This window comes from Sediminicola luteus (genome assembly GCF_002514735.1).
GTDB lineage: Bacteria > Bacteroidota > Bacteroidia > Flavobacteriales > Flavobacteriaceae > HQA918.
The window spans coordinates 995,373-1,013,450 of record NZ_KZ300476.1; the positions used below are offsets into that span (position 1 = coordinate 995,373).

At 44.6% G+C, this 18,078-nt stretch carries 13 protein-coding genes; 4 read left to right on the plus strand and 9 right to left on the minus strand.

What is annotated here, in order from left to right; translation table 11 throughout:
• Nucleotides 1–46 precede the first annotated feature (46 nt).
• On the plus strand, nucleotides 47–784 hold the full coding sequence (gene rlmB, locus B7P33_RS04120; protein WP_097440659.1) for a 23S rRNA (guanosine(2251)-2'-O)-methyltransferase RlmB: 738 nt from the start codon (nucleotides 47–49) through the stop codon (nucleotides 782–784).
• Between the two features lie 4 nt (nucleotides 785–788).
• Here rlmB and B7P33_RS04125 read toward each other — a convergent pair whose 3' ends face one another.
• A complete protein-coding gene (locus tag B7P33_RS04125) occupies nucleotides 789–1,508 on the minus strand; it encodes a rhomboid family intramembrane serine protease (RefSeq protein ID WP_097440660.1) in 720 nt (239 codons plus the stop codon).
• Between the two features lie 149 nt (nucleotides 1,509–1,657).
• Here B7P33_RS04125 and B7P33_RS04130 point away from each other — a divergent pair, with 149 nt between their 5' ends.
• Entirely contained in the window at nucleotides 1,658–2,935 is a 1,278-nt protein-coding gene (locus B7P33_RS04130; protein ID WP_097440661.1) for a replication-associated recombination protein A, read from the plus strand.
• A gap of 59 nt (nucleotides 2,936–2,994) precedes the next feature.
• Here B7P33_RS04130 and B7P33_RS04135 read toward each other — a convergent pair whose 3' ends face one another.
• From B7P33_RS04135 to radC, 6 genes are all read right to left on the minus strand, one after another.
• Nucleotides 2,995–3,915, minus strand: coding sequence for a hypothetical protein (locus B7P33_RS04135; RefSeq protein WP_097440662.1), 921 nt, complete (start codon nucleotides 3,913–3,915; stop codon nucleotides 2,995–2,997).
• A gap of 69 nt (nucleotides 3,916–3,984) precedes the next feature.
• Nucleotides 3,985–5,412: a DUF5723 family protein gene (locus B7P33_RS04140; RefSeq protein ID WP_097440663.1), complete on the minus strand. Its 1,428-nt coding sequence runs from the start codon at nucleotides 5,410–5,412 to the stop codon at nucleotides 3,985–3,987.
• The gene (locus B7P33_RS04145) at nucleotides 5,409–5,957 is read right to left on the minus strand and encodes a hypothetical protein (protein ID WP_245871641.1); all 549 of its coding nucleotides are present in this window, start codon (nucleotides 5,955–5,957) and stop codon (nucleotides 5,409–5,411) included. Before B7P33_RS04145 ends, B7P33_RS04140 begins: the two co-directional genes overlap by 4 nt.
• An 89-nt stretch (nucleotides 5,958–6,046) precedes the next feature.
• A complete protein-coding gene (locus tag B7P33_RS04150) occupies nucleotides 6,047–6,733 on the minus strand; it encodes a YjjG family noncanonical pyrimidine nucleotidase (RefSeq protein ID WP_097440664.1) in 687 nt (228 codons plus the stop codon).
• The gene (locus B7P33_RS04155; RefSeq protein ID WP_097440665.1) at nucleotides 6,726–8,021 is read right to left on the minus strand and encodes a polysaccharide deacetylase family protein; all 1,296 of its coding nucleotides are present in this window, start codon (nucleotides 8,019–8,021) and stop codon (nucleotides 6,726–6,728) included. Before B7P33_RS04155 ends, B7P33_RS04150 begins: the two co-directional genes overlap by 8 nt.
• Before the next feature lie 9 nt (nucleotides 8,022–8,030).
• Entirely contained in the window at nucleotides 8,031–8,726 is a 696-nt protein-coding gene (gene radC, locus B7P33_RS04160) for a RadC family protein (protein WP_097440666.1), read from the minus strand.
• A 116-nt stretch (nucleotides 8,727–8,842) separates the two neighbouring features.
• On the opposite strand from radC, the gene B7P33_RS04165 reads away from it, so the two are divergent.
• On the plus strand, nucleotides 8,843–9,706 hold the full coding sequence (locus B7P33_RS04165) for a fructosamine kinase family protein (RefSeq protein ID WP_097440667.1): 864 nt from the start codon (nucleotides 8,843–8,845) through the stop codon (nucleotides 9,704–9,706).
• Here B7P33_RS04165 and B7P33_RS04170 read toward each other — a convergent pair.
• Nucleotides 9,703–11,064, minus strand: coding sequence for a UDP-N-acetylmuramate--L-alanine ligase (locus tag B7P33_RS04170; RefSeq protein WP_097440668.1), 1,362 nt, complete (start codon nucleotides 11,062–11,064; stop codon nucleotides 9,703–9,705). The genes B7P33_RS04165 and B7P33_RS04170 overlap by 4 nt on opposite strands.
• Before the next feature lie 50 nt (nucleotides 11,065–11,114).
• Nucleotides 11,115–11,906: a tetratricopeptide repeat protein gene (locus B7P33_RS04175; RefSeq protein WP_141402385.1), complete on the minus strand. Its 792-nt coding sequence runs from the start codon at nucleotides 11,904–11,906 to the stop codon at nucleotides 11,115–11,117.
• A 154-nt stretch (nucleotides 11,907–12,060) separates the two neighbouring features.
• Here B7P33_RS04175 and B7P33_RS04180 point away from each other — a divergent pair, with 154 nt between their 5' ends.
• The gene (locus B7P33_RS04180) at nucleotides 12,061–18,048 is read left to right on the plus strand and encodes an alpha-2-macroglobulin family protein (protein WP_097440670.1); all 5,988 of its coding nucleotides are present in this window, start codon (nucleotides 12,061–12,063) and stop codon (nucleotides 18,046–18,048) included.
• Nucleotides 18,049–18,078: the final 30 nt, after the last annotated feature.

Genomic DNA, 18,078 nt, shown 5'->3' on the forward strand with positions numbered 1-18,078 from the left:
AAGGAAATATTTTCTTGGCGATTTTCTTTTTGAATACCTTTACCCCATGCAACAAACAGAACAAATCTTTGGCCTTAGGGCGGTTATCGAAGCCATTACCGCGGGTAAATCAATCGATAAAATATTTATGCAAAAAGGCCTTAAAGGTCCGTTGTACAAAGAATTGGAGACCTTGGCCCGTAAAGAGAACCTTAAACTGTCTTACGTGCCCAAAGAACGTATGGATCGTTTTACCAAAATGAACCATCAAGGGGTGGTAGCCAGTATTTCGCCCATAACCCTGGTAGATCTAGAGAATTTGGTAGACGAAGTTTGTAGTAGCCAAGAAAAACCTTTGTTCCTATTGTTGGATCAAGTAACCGATGTACGTAACCTGGGTGCCATAATCCGTACCGCTTCGTGTACCGGTGTACATGGTATTATTTTGCCACAGACCGGAAGTGCGCCTATTACCGCGGACACCATTAAGACCTCGGCAGGGGGCGTTTTTCAAGTACCCATTGCCAAAACTACCCATCTTAAAGATGCTATTTTCCTGTTGCAGGCTTCTGGTATATCGGTAATCGCCGCTACCGAAAAAGCTGAGAATGACCTATACGAAGTCCCAATGGCGTCGGGCACGGCCATCGTAATGGGAGCCGAAGGCAAAGGTATTTCGCCTTCAGTTTTAAAATCGGTTGACCATAAGGCCAAATTGCCCATGCAAGGCCCTATTGGTTCATTAAACGTTTCCGTGGCTTGTGGCGTATTCCTTTACGAAGTGGTTAGACAGAGAAAGGCTTAACCCCCTACTCTTCTTCGGGCTTATACACATATCGAAATTCAACCTCCTCCGTTTCTGGCTTTGGTATTTCAAAAAAGTTGCCGTTTTCATCGAATTGGCGCATAAAGGGATCTTCTTCCTCTTGGTAATCTTCTTTTTCCCAAGCAAACTTCTTGGGCTCGTCTACTTGAACATCCAACCAACGACTTAAAACAAAACCGGTAATAAAACCTGCTAAATGCCCTTCCCAAGAAATGCCTTCCTCAATAGGGAACATATACCAGAACATACTGCCATATAAAAAGACCACCATAAGCGATAGTGCCACCAGCCTAAAGTTTCCTTGACGGATTCCTTTAAAAAAAATAAAGCTCACCAGCATATAGATAACGCCACTGGCCCCGATATGGAACGAGTCCCTACCAATAACCCACGTTAACATACCACTGCCCAGCCAACCCCAAAAAAGTACTTTGTGCCAAATAGGCCTATAAAAGAATACCAAGGCCGCAGAAAGTACGATCAATGGCAAAGAGTTGTTATACAAATGCTCTAACGAACCATGTACAAAAGGAGAGGTTAACACACCTTTTAAACCGGAAAACGTTCTAGGTTTTACGCCCCACCATGCCAAATCGACTCCAAGGGCCAGCTCCATCCAGAACACCGACCAAATGGTTATAACCAAGACCATTGGTACCACCAACACCTTATTGGAAAAACCAAAACCTTGTTTCTTTTCCATGGTTTAAATTTATATAATCAAACTCAATTTCCGTTCCAATTGGTGGTTCATGGCATATTGGCGTATTTTTACCCGATAATCCTGCCTTCGGCAGGCGGGCTAGATTTTTCTAATCTTCCCTATCTTATTTAACTATAGGACCGAATACTATGAATGCCCCATTAGCCGAACGCGTACGTCCAAAATCACTGGAAGACTATATTAGCCAACAACATTTGGTTGGCCCTGGGGGTTCGCTTACCCAACAGATTAAAAGAGGCATTTTACCTTCCCTTATACTTTGGGGGCCTCCAGGTACGGGTAAAACGACTTTGGCAAATATTATGGCAACCGAGAGCCAAAGGCCGTTTTATACCCTCAGTGCCATAAGTAGTGGTGTTAAAGATGTACGCGAGGTTATAGAAAAGGCCAAAAACAGTGGAGGCTTATTCAGTGCTAAAGGTCCGGTACTATTTATAGACGAGATCCATAGGTTCAGTAAATCGCAACAAGACTCTTTATTAGGGGCCGTAGAAAAAGGTTGGGTCACCTTAATTGGCGCCACCACGGAAAACCCTAGTTTTGAGGTTATTCCCGCACTTTTATCACGCTGCCAAGTCTATATTCTAAACCCTTTTGAACGGGAAGACCTCGAGGCCTTATTACACCGGGCCATAGCCCAAGATGACCAATTAAAGGACAAGAAAATCAGTCTAAAAGAAACGGAAGCCCTTTTACGAATCTCAGGGGGCGATGGCAGAAAACTGCTTAACGTTTTTGAACTGGTGGTCAACGCTGAGGCTTCCGATACGGTAGTCATCACCAACGAGATGGTTCTATCTAAAGTGCAACAGAATACGGTACTTTACGATAAGACCGGAGAACAGCACTATGACATTATTTCTGCGTTTATCAAGGCCATTCGGGGTAGCGACCCCAACGGGGCCGTATATTGGTTGGCCCGTATGATCGAAGGGGGCGAAGATGTGAAATTCATTGCCCGAAGGTTACTTATCTCGGCCTCAGAAGACATAGGCATGGCCAACCCGACCGCCTTGGTGATTGCCAACAACACCTTTCAGGCGGTTAGTACCATAGGGTTCCCGGAATCACGCATTATATTAAGCCAATGTGCCATTTATTTGGCCACTTCGCCTAAAAGCAATGCAAGTTATATGGCTATTGGCAAAGCCCAACAAACGGTTAAACAAACCGGAGACCTTTCCGTACCCATCCACCTACGGAATGCCCCGACCAAACTAATGAAAGAACTTGGTTATGGTAAAGGGTACCAATATGCCCATGACCATAAGGACAACTTTGCCTTAGAAGAGTTTTTACCAGAAGCTATTAGCGGCACTAGCTTTTATGAGCCCGGAAACAATGCCCGGGAAAATGCACTACGCGATTTTCTTAAAAAACGTTGGAAGGATAAGTACGGTTTTTAGAAAATAAAAAAGCCCCCTTCCAATTAGGAAAAGAGCCCTATAGTGTCGATTCTGAAATATTAGAACTTTATTTTCATTACTTCTTTATGGGTTTTCCCATCTTTTTGGTATTCCATAACCCATTGGCCATCTACTTTACGAACCATGCCTGACACCCCTTCACCCTGGGCCAAATATACATCGGGCAAGGAAGTTTCGGTAAGTTTGCATACAATTTTCGGGGTATTATCTACTAATTGATAACCACCCTCAATGGGTTGGGCATATAAGGTTTTACCGGCAACCTTTACCTCTGCAACTTGGGCAGGTACGTTTTTGAGTTCCCCTGCTTCTTTTAATGGCTGTTCATAAGATTGCTCTTCTAAAGTAGCTTTCTGTTTGGCCATTGGCGCTTGGTGTTTGTCCAAAACAGCTTTCTCTGAACCTACGGCATTCGCTACAGATGTTGTGGTGGCTGCGGTAGCGGCTACAGCCTCTCCCGAGACATTTTTTACATCACCTTTAAAATTAAGGGTGGTGGGGTTTTTCCCTTCTTTGGCTTGTTTCCCTTTAGTTGCCTCATACTTATAGTTCAGCGCCATAATGGTGGCAAAAGATTCTTGCATAACCTCGCGATAGCCCAGCTTAAAATCTTTCTCCTTGGTTTTACCCTCGGCACCCCTAAAAACCTCTTGGTCCCGACAATCTTTTAATACAATGGCGCCTTTTATGGTAAAAAGGTTCGAGCTATCATCTAAATCGGCTTTTAGGCCCATACAACGGTTATCTACCAATTCTTCGGGCATCTGATCTTCGTAAACAGCCGTAAAACCATTGGTAGTAAACAAATGTTTTAACAAAGTACTGGTTTGGTACTTATTGGGCTTATTGAACTCGGCCAATGTCTTGGGAATAATAATATACTTATACTCATTCAACTGAGCCTTAACCTGTACGGCTCCCAATAGCGTCATTAGAAGTATCACTGCTTTCGCTTTCATAGGTGTCTTTTAGGCGAAAAAGAAACAAACACCATGCCATGTGCCGTTTAGTTTCTTTTCCAAAAATTCTTATTTCGCCCAAGATAGTACATTCACCCCTAATTGTAAAGAAGCATAATTGGTATCGGCATAATTGCGATAGGCCAACAGGTTATCGGCCAAAACATAGGCCTGAACCGGGCCCAGTTTCAGCGACATACCCACCCCTACATTGGTATAGGTAAACTTATCGGCAGTATAGGTGGCCTTTAGTGAAAACCCTGTCGTAATATTACGTTGATAGAAAAGGGTCCATGCGGTTTGTGGTCCACGAGGTCGGTTAATGGCATAAACATGGGCACCCACGGCATTGGCATACATGGTTTTGGTATCGCCGCCGCCATTGGTACGCCAATCGCAATCGCAACTGGCTACTCGGTCTCCGATTTGCCCCCAATCGCGACGTATAGAGGCATTTAATATGGTAGGCCTAAAGGTTATATAGCCACTATTCTTTTCCTCGAAAGGAATCTCTTCCTCTACCCTATCGATTAGATCTTGCCAAAAATCGGCATCAGGATCCTGTAAGGCATCCGGTAGAATAATCTCTACCCCTTCTACCGTACTACTTCCTTTAAGACTAAAGCTTTTTACATCGGTATTGTTGTACATAAAACCCAAATCCAACAGACTTGCGGTAAACGTGGTCTGTTGATCTAGATAATAGGTAAAGCCCAAATCTACCCCAAACCCTAAATTGCCCCCAAAAAGAGCCCTTTTAGTAAGTATTGAACCTATCTGGTCTTCATTGGCATCATCTAAAAGTTCGTCGATACCAGAAGAACGGATAATGGCATCGGCTACCAAGGTACTGGCCAATATATTACGTTCACCTTCAGTAGTAACAAAATAACCGGAATTGTTGGTGGAGGAAAAATTGAAAATCCCCGAATAGATTTTGGCCCTGGCCCCTACGATCAAATTGGGCTTCCATTGCTTGTTCACCCCAAAATGGAAGACATTGGTAAACTCACCTCGGGTTTTTATATGGTCCAGGTCAAACCGTTTACCTATATAATCGGCATTACCCTCAAAACCTAATAAGGCCCAATCGGCCGGCCAATAACCAATGGCATCACCATCTAGATACATGCCTCCTGAAAAAAACAAACTGGGATCTTTTTTACTCTTGAATCCGAAATTGATCAAATCTATATGAAAACGACCACTCAACTCGTCTTTGATCCCCATACCAAAAACCATTTTCTCACGAATCTTGTCATTGATGTCAACTCCGTCTTCGGCAAAGATATCATATACACTTACCCCATTAGAACCTGCATTTATCGCAATATTGGAAAGCAAGGGCACACCCACATACCAATCGTGCGGAATGGCTACACCAGGGTTTACCAGATTGGATTGGGGAATCTCTCGAAAATCGTACAATAACTGCCGATTTTGCCCATAACCGAGCAGGCCAAAAAGCAGGCCTATACACACGAATGTATACCTCATCCTTCTTTAAGGTTTATGGTGAACTCGGCCGCCGTTCTAAATTTTACTTTGGGGTCTGGCTCTGGGGAAACACTGCTATTATCGCCCAAGTTTAGGGCACTCACCCTGATCTCGGTGGTGTTCAGCAATATGGACAGGGGTTTACCTGTGGTGCCATAATTAACCTCACGCACCAAAACCGGTGTAGGTTGGGCGGGTACCACGAAAAGTTCGGTATCCAAAACATTGCCATCTGCATCTAAATACTCCAGTGTTATACTTAACGGCTTGCTTGTGGTATTTTCTAATTCATAAGTTATACTACCTTCAACCAATCTTTCTGCCACATAGGGTTCTGAAAAAGGCTCGAAACCCAAAGTTTGTGCATAAAACTCATTGCCAGGACTCGCATTGATCAAGGTCTCTGTAGATTCTAAATATAAAATACTGGCGGTTAAGGTAGGTGCAACCCGTAGTTGATCCCATTGATCGGTATCGATTTCCTCTGTACAAGAAGATAGGTACAGTAGGGGCAGAACTAGGGCCATACATAAAAGACGCTTCATTTTCATGTTATCAGCTTCTGTTGGGGTCCAGTTTTGGGTAATGGGCCTCATACCAATCTAACCATGAAATCGGTATAGTATGTATAACTCTACAAGTATTGTTTTATTTCATGCAAACCGTTAATTATAGGGCCGTGTACATGGGGTTCGTCGTTATGTACATTAAAATGAAGGGTTTGCATACCCACCTTTCTTGCCCCTTGGATATCGGCCTCTAGGTTGTCGCCGATCATAATGGAACTTGCTGCGGTGGTCTCGGCCTTGTCAAGTGCTGCATTAAAAATCAACGGATTCGGCTTTTTAACCCCGACTGTTTCAGAATCTATGATTTGGTCAAAGTAATGCCGTATACCCGATTTTGACATTTTCTTACTTTGGATTTCCGTAAACCCATTGGTAATAATATGTAAGTTGTATTTGGGTTTTAAATATTCTAAAATAGTATCGGTATACGGGAATAGGTGGTTAAAATCGGCCAAATGGATAATATAGTCTTCCGCTAAACCATCAATGACAGTATCACTTACCGACACTCCGACTGTATCGAAACTTTTTCTTAATCGTTGATATCGCAACTCCGGTTTACTAACTTTCTCTTCCCTATACAATTTCCAATAAGCCATATTAATGGGGGTATAAGCCTCTAGAAATTCGGTTAGTCCAATGCTTAAACCACGTTGTTTGAATATCTTTTCAAAAGTTAGGGCCGAGTTCCGCTCAAAATCCCATAGGGTATGGTCTAAATCGAAAAATACGTCAGTTATCGGGTTATCCATGGAATATTTTTAGACTTTTGGCCACTACAGCCTTCCATTCATTGGCCCGGGCACCGCCAATCAATTCATTTGAAAACACTATCGCGAACTCTCCGTGTACCGCAACAACCTGATCATACAACCGCTTTAAGGTAGATTGCATATCGGCCAGATCTTTACAAGCCAAAAGGGCATAATCGTGCAAAGCAAAAGGGTGGATACGGATGGGTTGTTGGATTTCTTGATTGATATCATAAAAATAAAATGGGCTACAGGTACCCGCCCTAAAACCCGGGGCATGGGTATAGCCCATACTATAATCGTCGGTAAACTCGGCGCCTACCAACTGCCTGTAACTACCGGGCACCTCTACCCTATTGTAACGTAAACGGGAGAATTTCACCACCCGATGCAACACATTCGACAGGTTCTTTTTTTCTAGTTTCAAGGTCTCCAAATCGTCGAATGAGGCAAAGGAACTTGCCAAGGATACAATGGCATAATCGGCTACGGACTTGATCAGGTTTTTAAATCGTTGATTATAGACCGATACGTTCTTATCGAACTGGGAAAACGCCGCAAACTGAAAGAAGAACATCAACCTACTGGGCGAATCTTTCTGCATACGGATCAAAGCATCGAAATTGTCATAAGGATCTTTGCGAATACCCAGCACTACCAAAATACGCCTTAGGGCACTACCCAGTTTTAGGGTAACTACATCGCCCATAAAACCACCAGCTCCCCGTAACAAGCCCCTAAAAGCATATTTATGGGAAGTAGTCACATCTATTATGGGACAAAACACATAAGTCCGTTTATTGGTTATCATTTCGGGGAAACGATCAAGCAAAACGGATTTGAACCGTTGGGCCCAAAGGTCTACCAAGGGCAACTCTAAAAATCCGTGTTTAAAAGCTACGGAAGCACTGGCCGGAAATCGACCAAAACCATCTTTTACATGGGGTAAATACTCTTCATACCTACTCAATAAATAAAAAGTAGCCGAAAAAATATCGAAGGGTAGATCACTACGGTCCTCAAGCTTAAAAAAAGTGGGCAAACCTTCCCAATCAGTCATTTTTATACTATGATCATTTATCCCTTGCTCGTCCAATAGCCCATAGCTTTGTATAAAGAATTCGTTCTGCAAAGGTTGTTTACCATACGTAATCTTGGGACCGGAATGTTTTACGAACTCCTCTACTTTGGTAGCAAAGACGATATCTACGCCCATTAACCTGCCGAAAATATGGTTGGCTACATATCGAAAACGTGGAGTGATTTTTTGGCTATAGATCAGTAACATATCAGGTAGCTATAACAGGCCTTCGTCTGCAAAGCTAAAATAACCTTTCTGTCCGACAATAAGGTGATCGAGCACTTTAATATCCATGGCCAAGGCCGCCAATTTTATTTTATCGGTGAGTTCTTGATCCGGGGTACTGGCACTTAAAGTACCCGACGGATGGTTATGGGCCAATATAAGTCCAACCGCACCGTATTCCAAGGCCTTTCGCAATACCACCCTAACATCGACCAGGGTACCGGAAATGCCACCTTTACTCACCATTTCGGTGCGTATGGGCCGGTTGGCATGATTGAGGTATACCACCCAAAACTCTTCATGGGCCAAATCTTCTAAAAAAGGAGCCAACAGAGAAAAGGCCAAACTACTACTGCTTATCTTAACTTGGGTTTTATGTTCGGTTTCGCGCCGGCGCCTTCCCAATTCCATGGCCGCCGCTATAGTGACCGCCTTGGCCGACCCCACACCTTTAAACCGCATGAATTGCTCGAGATTGAGTACGGCCAATTGGTTTAAATCGTTGTTTACGGATGCTAATATGCGCTTCGCCAAACCCACGGCACTCTCCTGGGCATTGCCCGACCCCAATAAAATAGCCAATAGTTCGGCATCGGAAAGGGCCGTTCTGCCTTTATCCATCAGTTTTTCCCGCGGTTTATCGTCTGTTGCCCACTGTTTTATGGAAAAGGATTCTTTCGCACACATATTTCAATATACAATACCAAAGCCCGGGTACCGACCCTACTCTACCAAGGGCTTGTAAAATCCGATAAAACCATGGGAAACCAATACCACTGTGGGTATTCTCGCTATATTGCCTTATGGAAAAAGCTTTGGACAGACTTAAGGATATTTTGGGGGAACCGCAATTAGTTGCCACACCCCTTTCTGGTGGCGACACCACCCAAGCTTTTCTGTTAGTTGGGAAAAACGGTCGTTATTTCTTGAAGACCAGCCCCCATCCGGATTCTTTGGCTCTACTACAAACAGAAGCCGAAGGACTACATGCATTAAATACCACCCAAACCATAGCCATCCCCAAGGTCATTGCCTTGGAGCGCATTGGCGCCCAGCCGTTTTTAGTTTTGGAGTATATCGAATCAAAAAAGCCTGAACCCTCCGATTTCGAAAAGTTGGGCCATAATCTGGCCGCTTTACACACTGCCGAGTGCCGAAATGACTTTGGTGCGGCATCTGACAATTTTATAGGGAGTTTACCCCAATCGAACCGTAAACACACCCATTGGGCAGATTTTTACATCAACGAAAGGATATGGCCCCAATTGCAAATGGCGGTATCGAACAAATTATTGGGGATTTCCGAATTACCAAAACAAGAACGTTTGGATAAATTCTGTGCTGATTTGTTCAAAGACATTACCCCTTCCCTACTGCATGGTGACCTTTGGGGTGGTAATTTCTTGATAAGCAATAGCGGTACGCCCTATTTAATAGACCCTTCGCATTATCGCGGACATAATGAAGTGGATCTGGCCATGAGCCGCTTGTTCGGTGGTTTTGGCCCTTCGTTCTACCAGGCCTATCGCGAAATAATTCCAACACCACTGGCAGAACAAGAATATATAGACCTATACCAGTTGTATTATTTATTGGTACACCTGAACCTTTTTGGCCCCGCTTACCACAGTCAGGTAAGTGCTATTCTGAATCGATACTTCCGCTAAGACTTTTCCACCTCTTGGGCCAAGGCATTGAGATCCAGTCCGCCATAATTTCCGGAACTCATCAATAACACCGCAGCATTTCCAAAACTTTGGCCATAAACGAATTCCTTAAATGAGTTAGGTTCGGTAAATACCTGTAGATTGGTATTCCCAAAAGCCTCTTTTATCGTTTCGGGACTGATCGGATCCATTTTTTTAATGGCCAAGGCTTCGGGGGAATAGAATACCGCGGCTACATCGGCTCCATTTAAGCTGTCTTTGTATTGGCCTATAAAATCGGCATTGAGACTGCTATAGGTGTGTAGCTCTAAACAGGCGATCAGATTACGGTCTGTATATTGTTCCCGCACCGCGGTAACCGTGGCGGCTACCTTCGAGGGGGCATGGGCAAAATCTTTGTACAAAACCGATGACTCCGTTTCTGCCAGTTTCTCTAACCGTTTCGAGGCGCCTGCAAAACTGGAAATAGCCTCGTAAAAATCGAGCTCGTCCACGCCCATATGCTGACATATCCATTTGGCCCCGGCCATATTCGAAAGGTTGTGTTGGCCGAATACATCTAAGGGCACCGGACCTTCCTCGGTCTCCAAATAGGTTTTACCATTTTCAATGGTGTGCGACAAAGATGTGTAAGGAAACTTTCGAATCTGATTCTCCGAACTTTCCACTACCTTTTTAACCTCGGGATCGCCCTCAAAATAAGTTACGCTACCCCCTCTTACGATACTGTCGGTAAAAATGGAGAACTGCTCTACATAATTTTCAAAAGTGGGAAACACATTGATATGGTCCCAAGCGATACCGCTGATCAAAGCGATATTGGGCCTGTACAAATGAAACTTTGGCCTACGGTCTATGGGCGAAGACAGGTATTCATCGCCTTCGAGTACTATAAAATCGTTGTCGGAAGTCAGTTTTACCATGGTATCGAAGCCTTCGAGCTGCGCCCCAACCATATAATCTACATCCATACCGCAATAGTCCAGCACATGCAGAATCATTGCGGTTATGGTGGTTTTGCCATGGCTACCACCTATGACCACCCGGGTCTTGTCTTTAGATTGTTCGTACAAATACTCTGGATAGGAGTAAATGGGCAACCCCAACTCTTGGGCCCTGGCCAGTTCGGGATTGTCGGGTTTGGCATGCATGCCCAGAATAACCGCATCGAGATCGACATGGATTTTTTCGGGAAACCAACCAAAGCTGTCAGGCAATAAACCTTTTGCATCTAGTCGGCTTTTAGAAGGTTCGAAAATAACATCGTCGCTTCCGCTAACGGTATATCCTTTCTGGTGTAGGGCCAAAGCGAGGTTGTGCATGGCACTACCCCCAATGGCAATAAAATGTACGCGCATAAATGCCAATTATATCAAACAAAGATAGGACAACCCAGCAGCATTCACATTCACTTTTTTGCCCTATGTTGCGCCAACCATTCTTGGGCAGGTTTTAATCTGGGTGCTTTCTGTAGGGCCTTATTACACCAGTCTAGGGCCAAATCGGGTTGTTTTAAGCAATCATACAATTGTGCCATACGAAAATAGGCCCACGCCAAAGGCACCCCATCATAAACCGAATAGTTCGCCATATAAACTTGCAACTGTTCTTTTCCCTGAGCCGGATCTATACCATAAAGCGCCCCGATCTTACCTATTTGATAGCGGATGGCATTTCTTTTTATGGGGCCATATTGCTTTAACAACCGATAGGCCAACTCGGCCTCGTCTTGGGCCAATTGTTCCTCTTCTTCGTACTCGTACACATAACTTTTGGCCAAATGGCCTTCCATAGGCGATATGGCCATCAAAGCTTCAACCTGTTGCATGGCTTTCTCGAAACTGCCGCCCACCAAACCAGGCACCGACACATAGAAATCGATTAAGGCCCAACGTGCTTCCCGGTTTTTAGGATCCAATGCAACGGCCATGTTAAAAGCATTCTCCATGGTACCCAAATAGGTCAGTGCCCAAAGCTTGCTACCCGACTGGGCCCTTTTGGCCAAAGCACCACCATATCGATACCAATAGACTGCATTTTCGGGTTCATCTTCCAAGAGTTCCTCATAAATTTTTGCCACCTGTCGCCATTCATTTTTTTGGGCGTACACCTCAGCTTGTTCCAACAAGGTATCGGTCTGGGCCTGTATGCCTTGAAGCATCCCAAAGACAAAAAACAACATAGGTAACCATCGCATCATATTTGGCTTGGTCGGCTCCCTTACTAACTCCTTCCCTTGTTTTGGCATCTTTTTTGAATTATCAACTTTGCACATCTTAATAAAAGGAATCCATCGTACCTTTAATACGGAATGCAAAATTAATTTTGACCTAACAACACTTGACACCATTGATATGAAATCTATTTTTACCCTTATAAGCATTCTTATTGTTACCCAAATCGGGCAAGCCCAAGACAAGCCTTCCTATGCTTCCCTCTGGAAAAAAATAGAAAAGCTGGAAGCGGATCAGCTGACCCAATCGGCTTTAAACGTGGCCCAACAAATTTATGCCAAGGCCGAAGCGGAAAACAATACGGCCCAATATACCAAAGCCCTTCTTTATATCTCCAAATATAGCCTGACCCTGGAAGAAGACGCCCAACTCAAAGTTGTGGAACGTTTTAAAAATGCCATTGAAAAAAGCAGCTTCCCTACCAAAAACATCCTGGAAAGTTACCTCGCGCAATTGTATTGGCAATATTATCAACAAAATCGATGGCAATTTGCCGACCGAACGGCAGGAGCGGTTACCGATGCCGATTTTAGAACCTGGGATCTAAAACGCCTTTTTAAGGAAACCTCAACACTTTATGAAAATTCTTTGGCTAGACCCATGGCATTGCAACAGACTTCCTTAAAGGAATTCGCACCCTTGCTACATACCAAAAAATGGGATAAAAAAGGATACGCTACCCTTTTCGATCTCTTGGCCCTGGAAGCATTGGATTTTTACAAAAAAGACGAGCAACCCTTGTCTAAATCGGCCCATCGTTTTCAAATGACCGACCCGCAATTGCTATGTGGCCGTGTCGATTTCGTTACCCAAAACCTAACCCATAAAGACGAAAAAGCATTACAACTAAAGGCACTCCGATTGTTTCAAGAGTTATTGCAACACCACCAAAGACAAGGCCAGACTGAAATCATGGCCCTGACCGATCTAGACCGTCTCGATTTTGTATTCAACCAAGGCAAAATCATCGATAAAGCCATGCATTTGCAAACCACTTTGGAAGAACAACGTCAATTAATTAAAGAAACCCCCGAATCGGGACTATATGCCCACCGTATGGCCCAACTCTGGGTAGCCGCAGGAAATACCTATGCACCAGAGGGAAAAACAACTACCCAATGGAAAAAGAAGGAAGCCTATGCCTTGTGCGAGCAGGTCATTACTGCTTTCCCAAATACCATGGCCGCCGACCGTTGTGCTGCCTTACAAGTTGAAATCGCTGAAAAATCGATTGAAATCAACCACGAAACCAACCTACCGGTAAACAAACCGTCGATGGTTAAGGTATACCATCAGAATATTTCTGAACTCCATTTTTCATTGTATTCACTATCCGACCCCGTTTTTAATGCCGTTAAAAGGGAATGGAGCGCCCTTCAAAAACGAAAACTTGTTATAAGCGAAGAACCGATCAAAACCTGGAAGGCCCAACTGACCAACGAAGGCGATTTTCAAAGGCATAACTCAGAACTGGTACTACCGAGTCTTCCTTTCGGTTTATATGCCGTACTGGCCCAAGCCCCAGACGGTAAGCACTATGCCGTGGGTCAATTTCAGGTTACCGACCTGGTATTGATAACACTGGACACGGGCAAGGGCAAGCTATTTCAAATCGTTGACCGTAACCATGGTGCACCCATAAGCGGTGCTGAAGCCCATATCGTTTACAATAACCATAGAAGAAATGCCCTAATTGAAAATTATACGGTAACGACAGATAAAAATGGGCGGTTTACCATGAACAGACCGCCATCCAAAAACAATTCCTTTTCCGTGCGGGTTACCCATAAAGATGAAACCAGCTATTTGGGTGATCATTGGATAGCCGCCCAAGCCAGAGTTCAAACTACCGAAAAGCGAAGGGAACAGGCCCTTTTGTTTACCGATCGTGCCATATACAGACCAGGGCAACCGCTGTACTATAAAAGTATCGTGTTCACTTCTTTCGAGGGTAAATCGCAGGTATTACCCGATCAAAGCGTTCAGCTTACCCTTACCGATGTCAATGGTCAAGAAGTAAATAAAACTGAATTGAGCACTAACGATTTCGGTTCGGTTCATGGACAGTTCGTTTTACCCAATTCGGGTTTAAACGGCCATTACAATTTAACCATAAGGACAAAAGACGGTAAACGATTAGGTAGCACCCACTTTTTGGTGGAAGAATACAAACGCCCCAAATTCGAGGTAAAGCTGCAACCTCAGGAAAATGCGGTACGATTAAACGAAACCATTACCACGACCGGAAGCGCCAAAACCTATTCGGGGGCACCATTGACAAAAGCGAATGTTACCTATAGGGTGTACCGCCAAGTAGAATACCCGCGTTGGTGCTGGTGGTTACCAAGACGGCAAGAAACCACCGAGATCGCCCAAGGCAATACCCAAACCCAAGCCGATGGTAGTATTGAAATTCCTTTCCAAGCCCTACCCGAGGCCGGGGCTCAGCCCGAAAACCAACCTGTTTTCACTTATACCGTCGAAGCTACCGTAACCGATATCAATGGCGAAACCCAAAGTAGTGAAACTAAGGTCAGGGTAGGCTACCATACCTTAACGGCACAACTACTGCTGAATTCCGAATTGGACAAATCACAAAAAGAACACAGCTTAGGTGTTCATATCACCAATTTAAACGGGCAGGCTGTTTCAAATAGCGGAAGTATAAAGGTGTATAAACTAAATGCCCCGAAACGGGTGTATCGAAAGCGACCTTGGCCGGCACCGGATTATAATAATTTGTCCCAAGCGGAATTCCATAAAAAATTCCCACATGAAGCCTACCAAGACGAAAACGAGATACGAAATTGGCAAAAAGGGGACTTAGTCGCAAACCTTAGTTACGACACTGCCCAAGAAACCCAGCTTTCACTGGCCAACCTTAAAAAATGGACATCGGGCCAATATGTTTGGGAATTATCTAGCACCGATGCCAATGGCCAAGCAGTAAAAGATGTAATCTATACCCGTATATACGACGCCAAGGACAAAAGGGTCGTAGATAACACCCTACTACAGATCCAAACCGATAAAAAATCCTATGCCCCGGGAGAGACCGCCTCTATAGGACTATCCTCGGCGGTCGATGGATTAGCCCTTGGTATTTATATGCCCCATGGCGGACAGGCCTATTCGGTCAGGGATATTGTAGTGGGCCCGAAAGTTACCTGGTTCGAAATCGAAATTAAGGAGGTGCATTTAGGTGGTATTCGCATACCCTATGCCGGGGCAGGCCTAAACCAGGGTATTGCCGGGACTATTCAAATCGAAGTACCCTTCCCGAAAACCGAACTACAACTAGAAACAGTCAGTTTTAGGGATAAACTAAAGCCCGGGGAAGAAGAAAGCTGGGAATTTACCATAAAAGGCCCCAATGGCGAGCAACTAGCCACCGAAATATTGGCCAGTATGTACGATGCCGCCCTTGATGCTTTTTCACCTCATAATTGGAGGGCCTTTAGCCCACATCGCAAAGCACATTTTATGGGCTGGCACCAACCCCAGACCATAGGTTTTGAAACCACCAATTTTGTAGAAACCCAAGTTAGCCCGAAAGTAGTAAAAGTGCGGAGGCGTGTAGCACCAAGACTCAACCGATTCGGCCTTCATTTTAACCTGGCCCGATTGTACCGCAGGGGTATGCCGGAAATGATGGTTATGGATGATGCAGAAACTTTAAACGAAGTTGTCATAACCTCTACATCACCTTCCGTAGAAAAAAAAGCGATGGCCGTCAGAGGAAAGGCCGCAGGAATGCACATTGGCAGTGAAGAAGACACCAAATCCGTGTCGCCCAAACCTGTGATTCGTAAAAACCTGCAAGAAACCGCCTTTTTCTTTCCGGAACTACAAACCGATGCCGAAGGCCATATTAGCTTTAGTTTTATCAGTCCGGAAGCCTTGACCCGCTGGAAACTGCAATTGTTCGGCCATAGTAAATCCATGAACACCACGGTTACCCAACTGGAGGCCGTTACCCAAAAAGAATTGATGGTGACCCCGAATGCACCAAGATTTTTAAGGGAAGGCGATCAAATCACCTTTAGTTCCAAGATTACTAACCTAACGGATGCCGTTTTAAACGGGACCGCTGAATTAGTACTGATCGACCCCATTTCGAATAAGAAACTAGAAGCAGAACTTAAAGTAAACGAAACCTCCCAAAGCTTTACCGCAGATGCCCAAGGCAATACCCAGGTCTCCTGGAACCTCATCATCCCAGAAGGATTACAAGCGGTACAATATACGGTTCTGGCTAAAGCCGGCGCCCATACCGATGGAGAACAAGCCGTACTCCCCGTGTTGACCAATCGAAAATTGGTCACCGAAACCTTACCCCTATGGGCCAATGGGGGCGAGACACGTAACTTCAGTCTCGAGAAACTGAAGAACAGTACTTCAACCACCCTAAGCCATCATCAATTGAGTCTGGAGGTAACCAGCAATCCGGTTTGGTATGCGGTACAGGCCCTACCCTATTTAATGGAATACCCGTATGATTGCAACGAGCAAATCTTTTCGCGTTTCTATGCCAATGCCTTGGCCCGCCATATTCTAGATGCCAATCCTAAGATCCAAGCTGTTTTTAAGCAGTGGGCCAACCAAGAGGTATTGGCCTCTCCCTTGGAGAAGAACCAAGAATTAAAATCGATTCTCATTTCTGAAACACCTTGGCTGCGCGATGCCCAATCGGAAAGTGAGCAACAAAAAAGGATAGCCCTTTTGTTTGACCTCAACACCCTAAAAAATGGCTTGCAAAACAACTTGAACAAGCTTAAAGTCAAGCAGTCCAGTTCAGGCGGATGGCCTTGGTTTGCCGGGGGGCGCGACAACCGTTTTATTACCCAACATATTATTACCGGCTTAGGGCAGTTGCAAAAAATGGGCGTTGAACTGTCAGAGGCACAACCCATGATCCATAAGGCCTTGGTTTACCTAGACCAAGAATTCGAAAGGGAATACGCAGACTTGAAAAAGTATAATAGAGACCTTAAAAAAGATCAGTTGAGTGCTGCGCAGCTTCAATATCTGTATATGCGTAGTTTTTTCCCGTCTGTAGAAACGGAAAAAGGCATTCAAAAAATACAAGCCTACTATCTAGATCAGGCTACAAAGTATTGGAAGGATAAAAGCCTGTACCAAAAAGGTCAGTTGGCATTAGCCCTATACCGAAACGGGAAACCCAAGACTGCTGCCAAAATTTTGAAGGCTTTGGGGCAAAACACCGTTTTCAATGAAGAATTGGGTAGGTATTGGAAAGAAAACCAAGCCTCTTGGCATTGGTATAAAGCCCCAATCGAAACCCAAGCCCTGTTGATCAACACTTTTGATGAGCTCGGCGCCCCTACACAGATCGTAGATGAATTAAAAATGTGGTTGCTTAAAAACAAACAGACCAACCGTTGGCAGACCACCAAGGCCACCACAGATGCTATCTATGCCCTTTTACATACGGGGACACAGACCTTGGGTACCCATAGCCCAGCCCAGGTCAGTTTAGGAAACCAAGCCATAACCCCATCAAAAACCCAGGCGGGCACCGGCTATTTTAAACAAACTTGGAACACCTCGGAAATAAAACCCGAGATGGCCGAAGTACGTTTCAGCATAGCCGGGGAAGGTATGGCCTGGGGTGCCCTATATTGGCAATATTTCGAAGATCTCGATAAAATAACCGGAGCCCAAACCCCTTTACAGCTCAAAAAAGAATTGTACCTCGAGAAAAACACCGACCAAGGCAAACAACTGATCCCCATCACCAAAGACCAACCGATACAGGTGGGTGATAAAATCGTGGTGCGTATCGTGCTTAAATCGGATCGCGAGCTAGAGTTCGTACATATGAAAGACCAGCGATCATCTGGTTTAGAACCCTTGGATGTTATCTCCACCTACAAATGGCAAGATGGCTTAGGGTATTACCAAAGCACCAAAGATGCGGCCACCCATTTCTTTTTTGACCGCCTGCCCAAAGGAATCTTCGTTTTCGAATATGGGTTACGCGCCAATAATTCAGGGGACTTTAGTAATGGCATTACCCAAATACAAAGTATGTACGCCCCAGAATTCAGCAGTCATAGTACCGGGAAACGCATCCGAATCAAGTAAAAGACCAGACCTGTCAGGTCTATAACACGC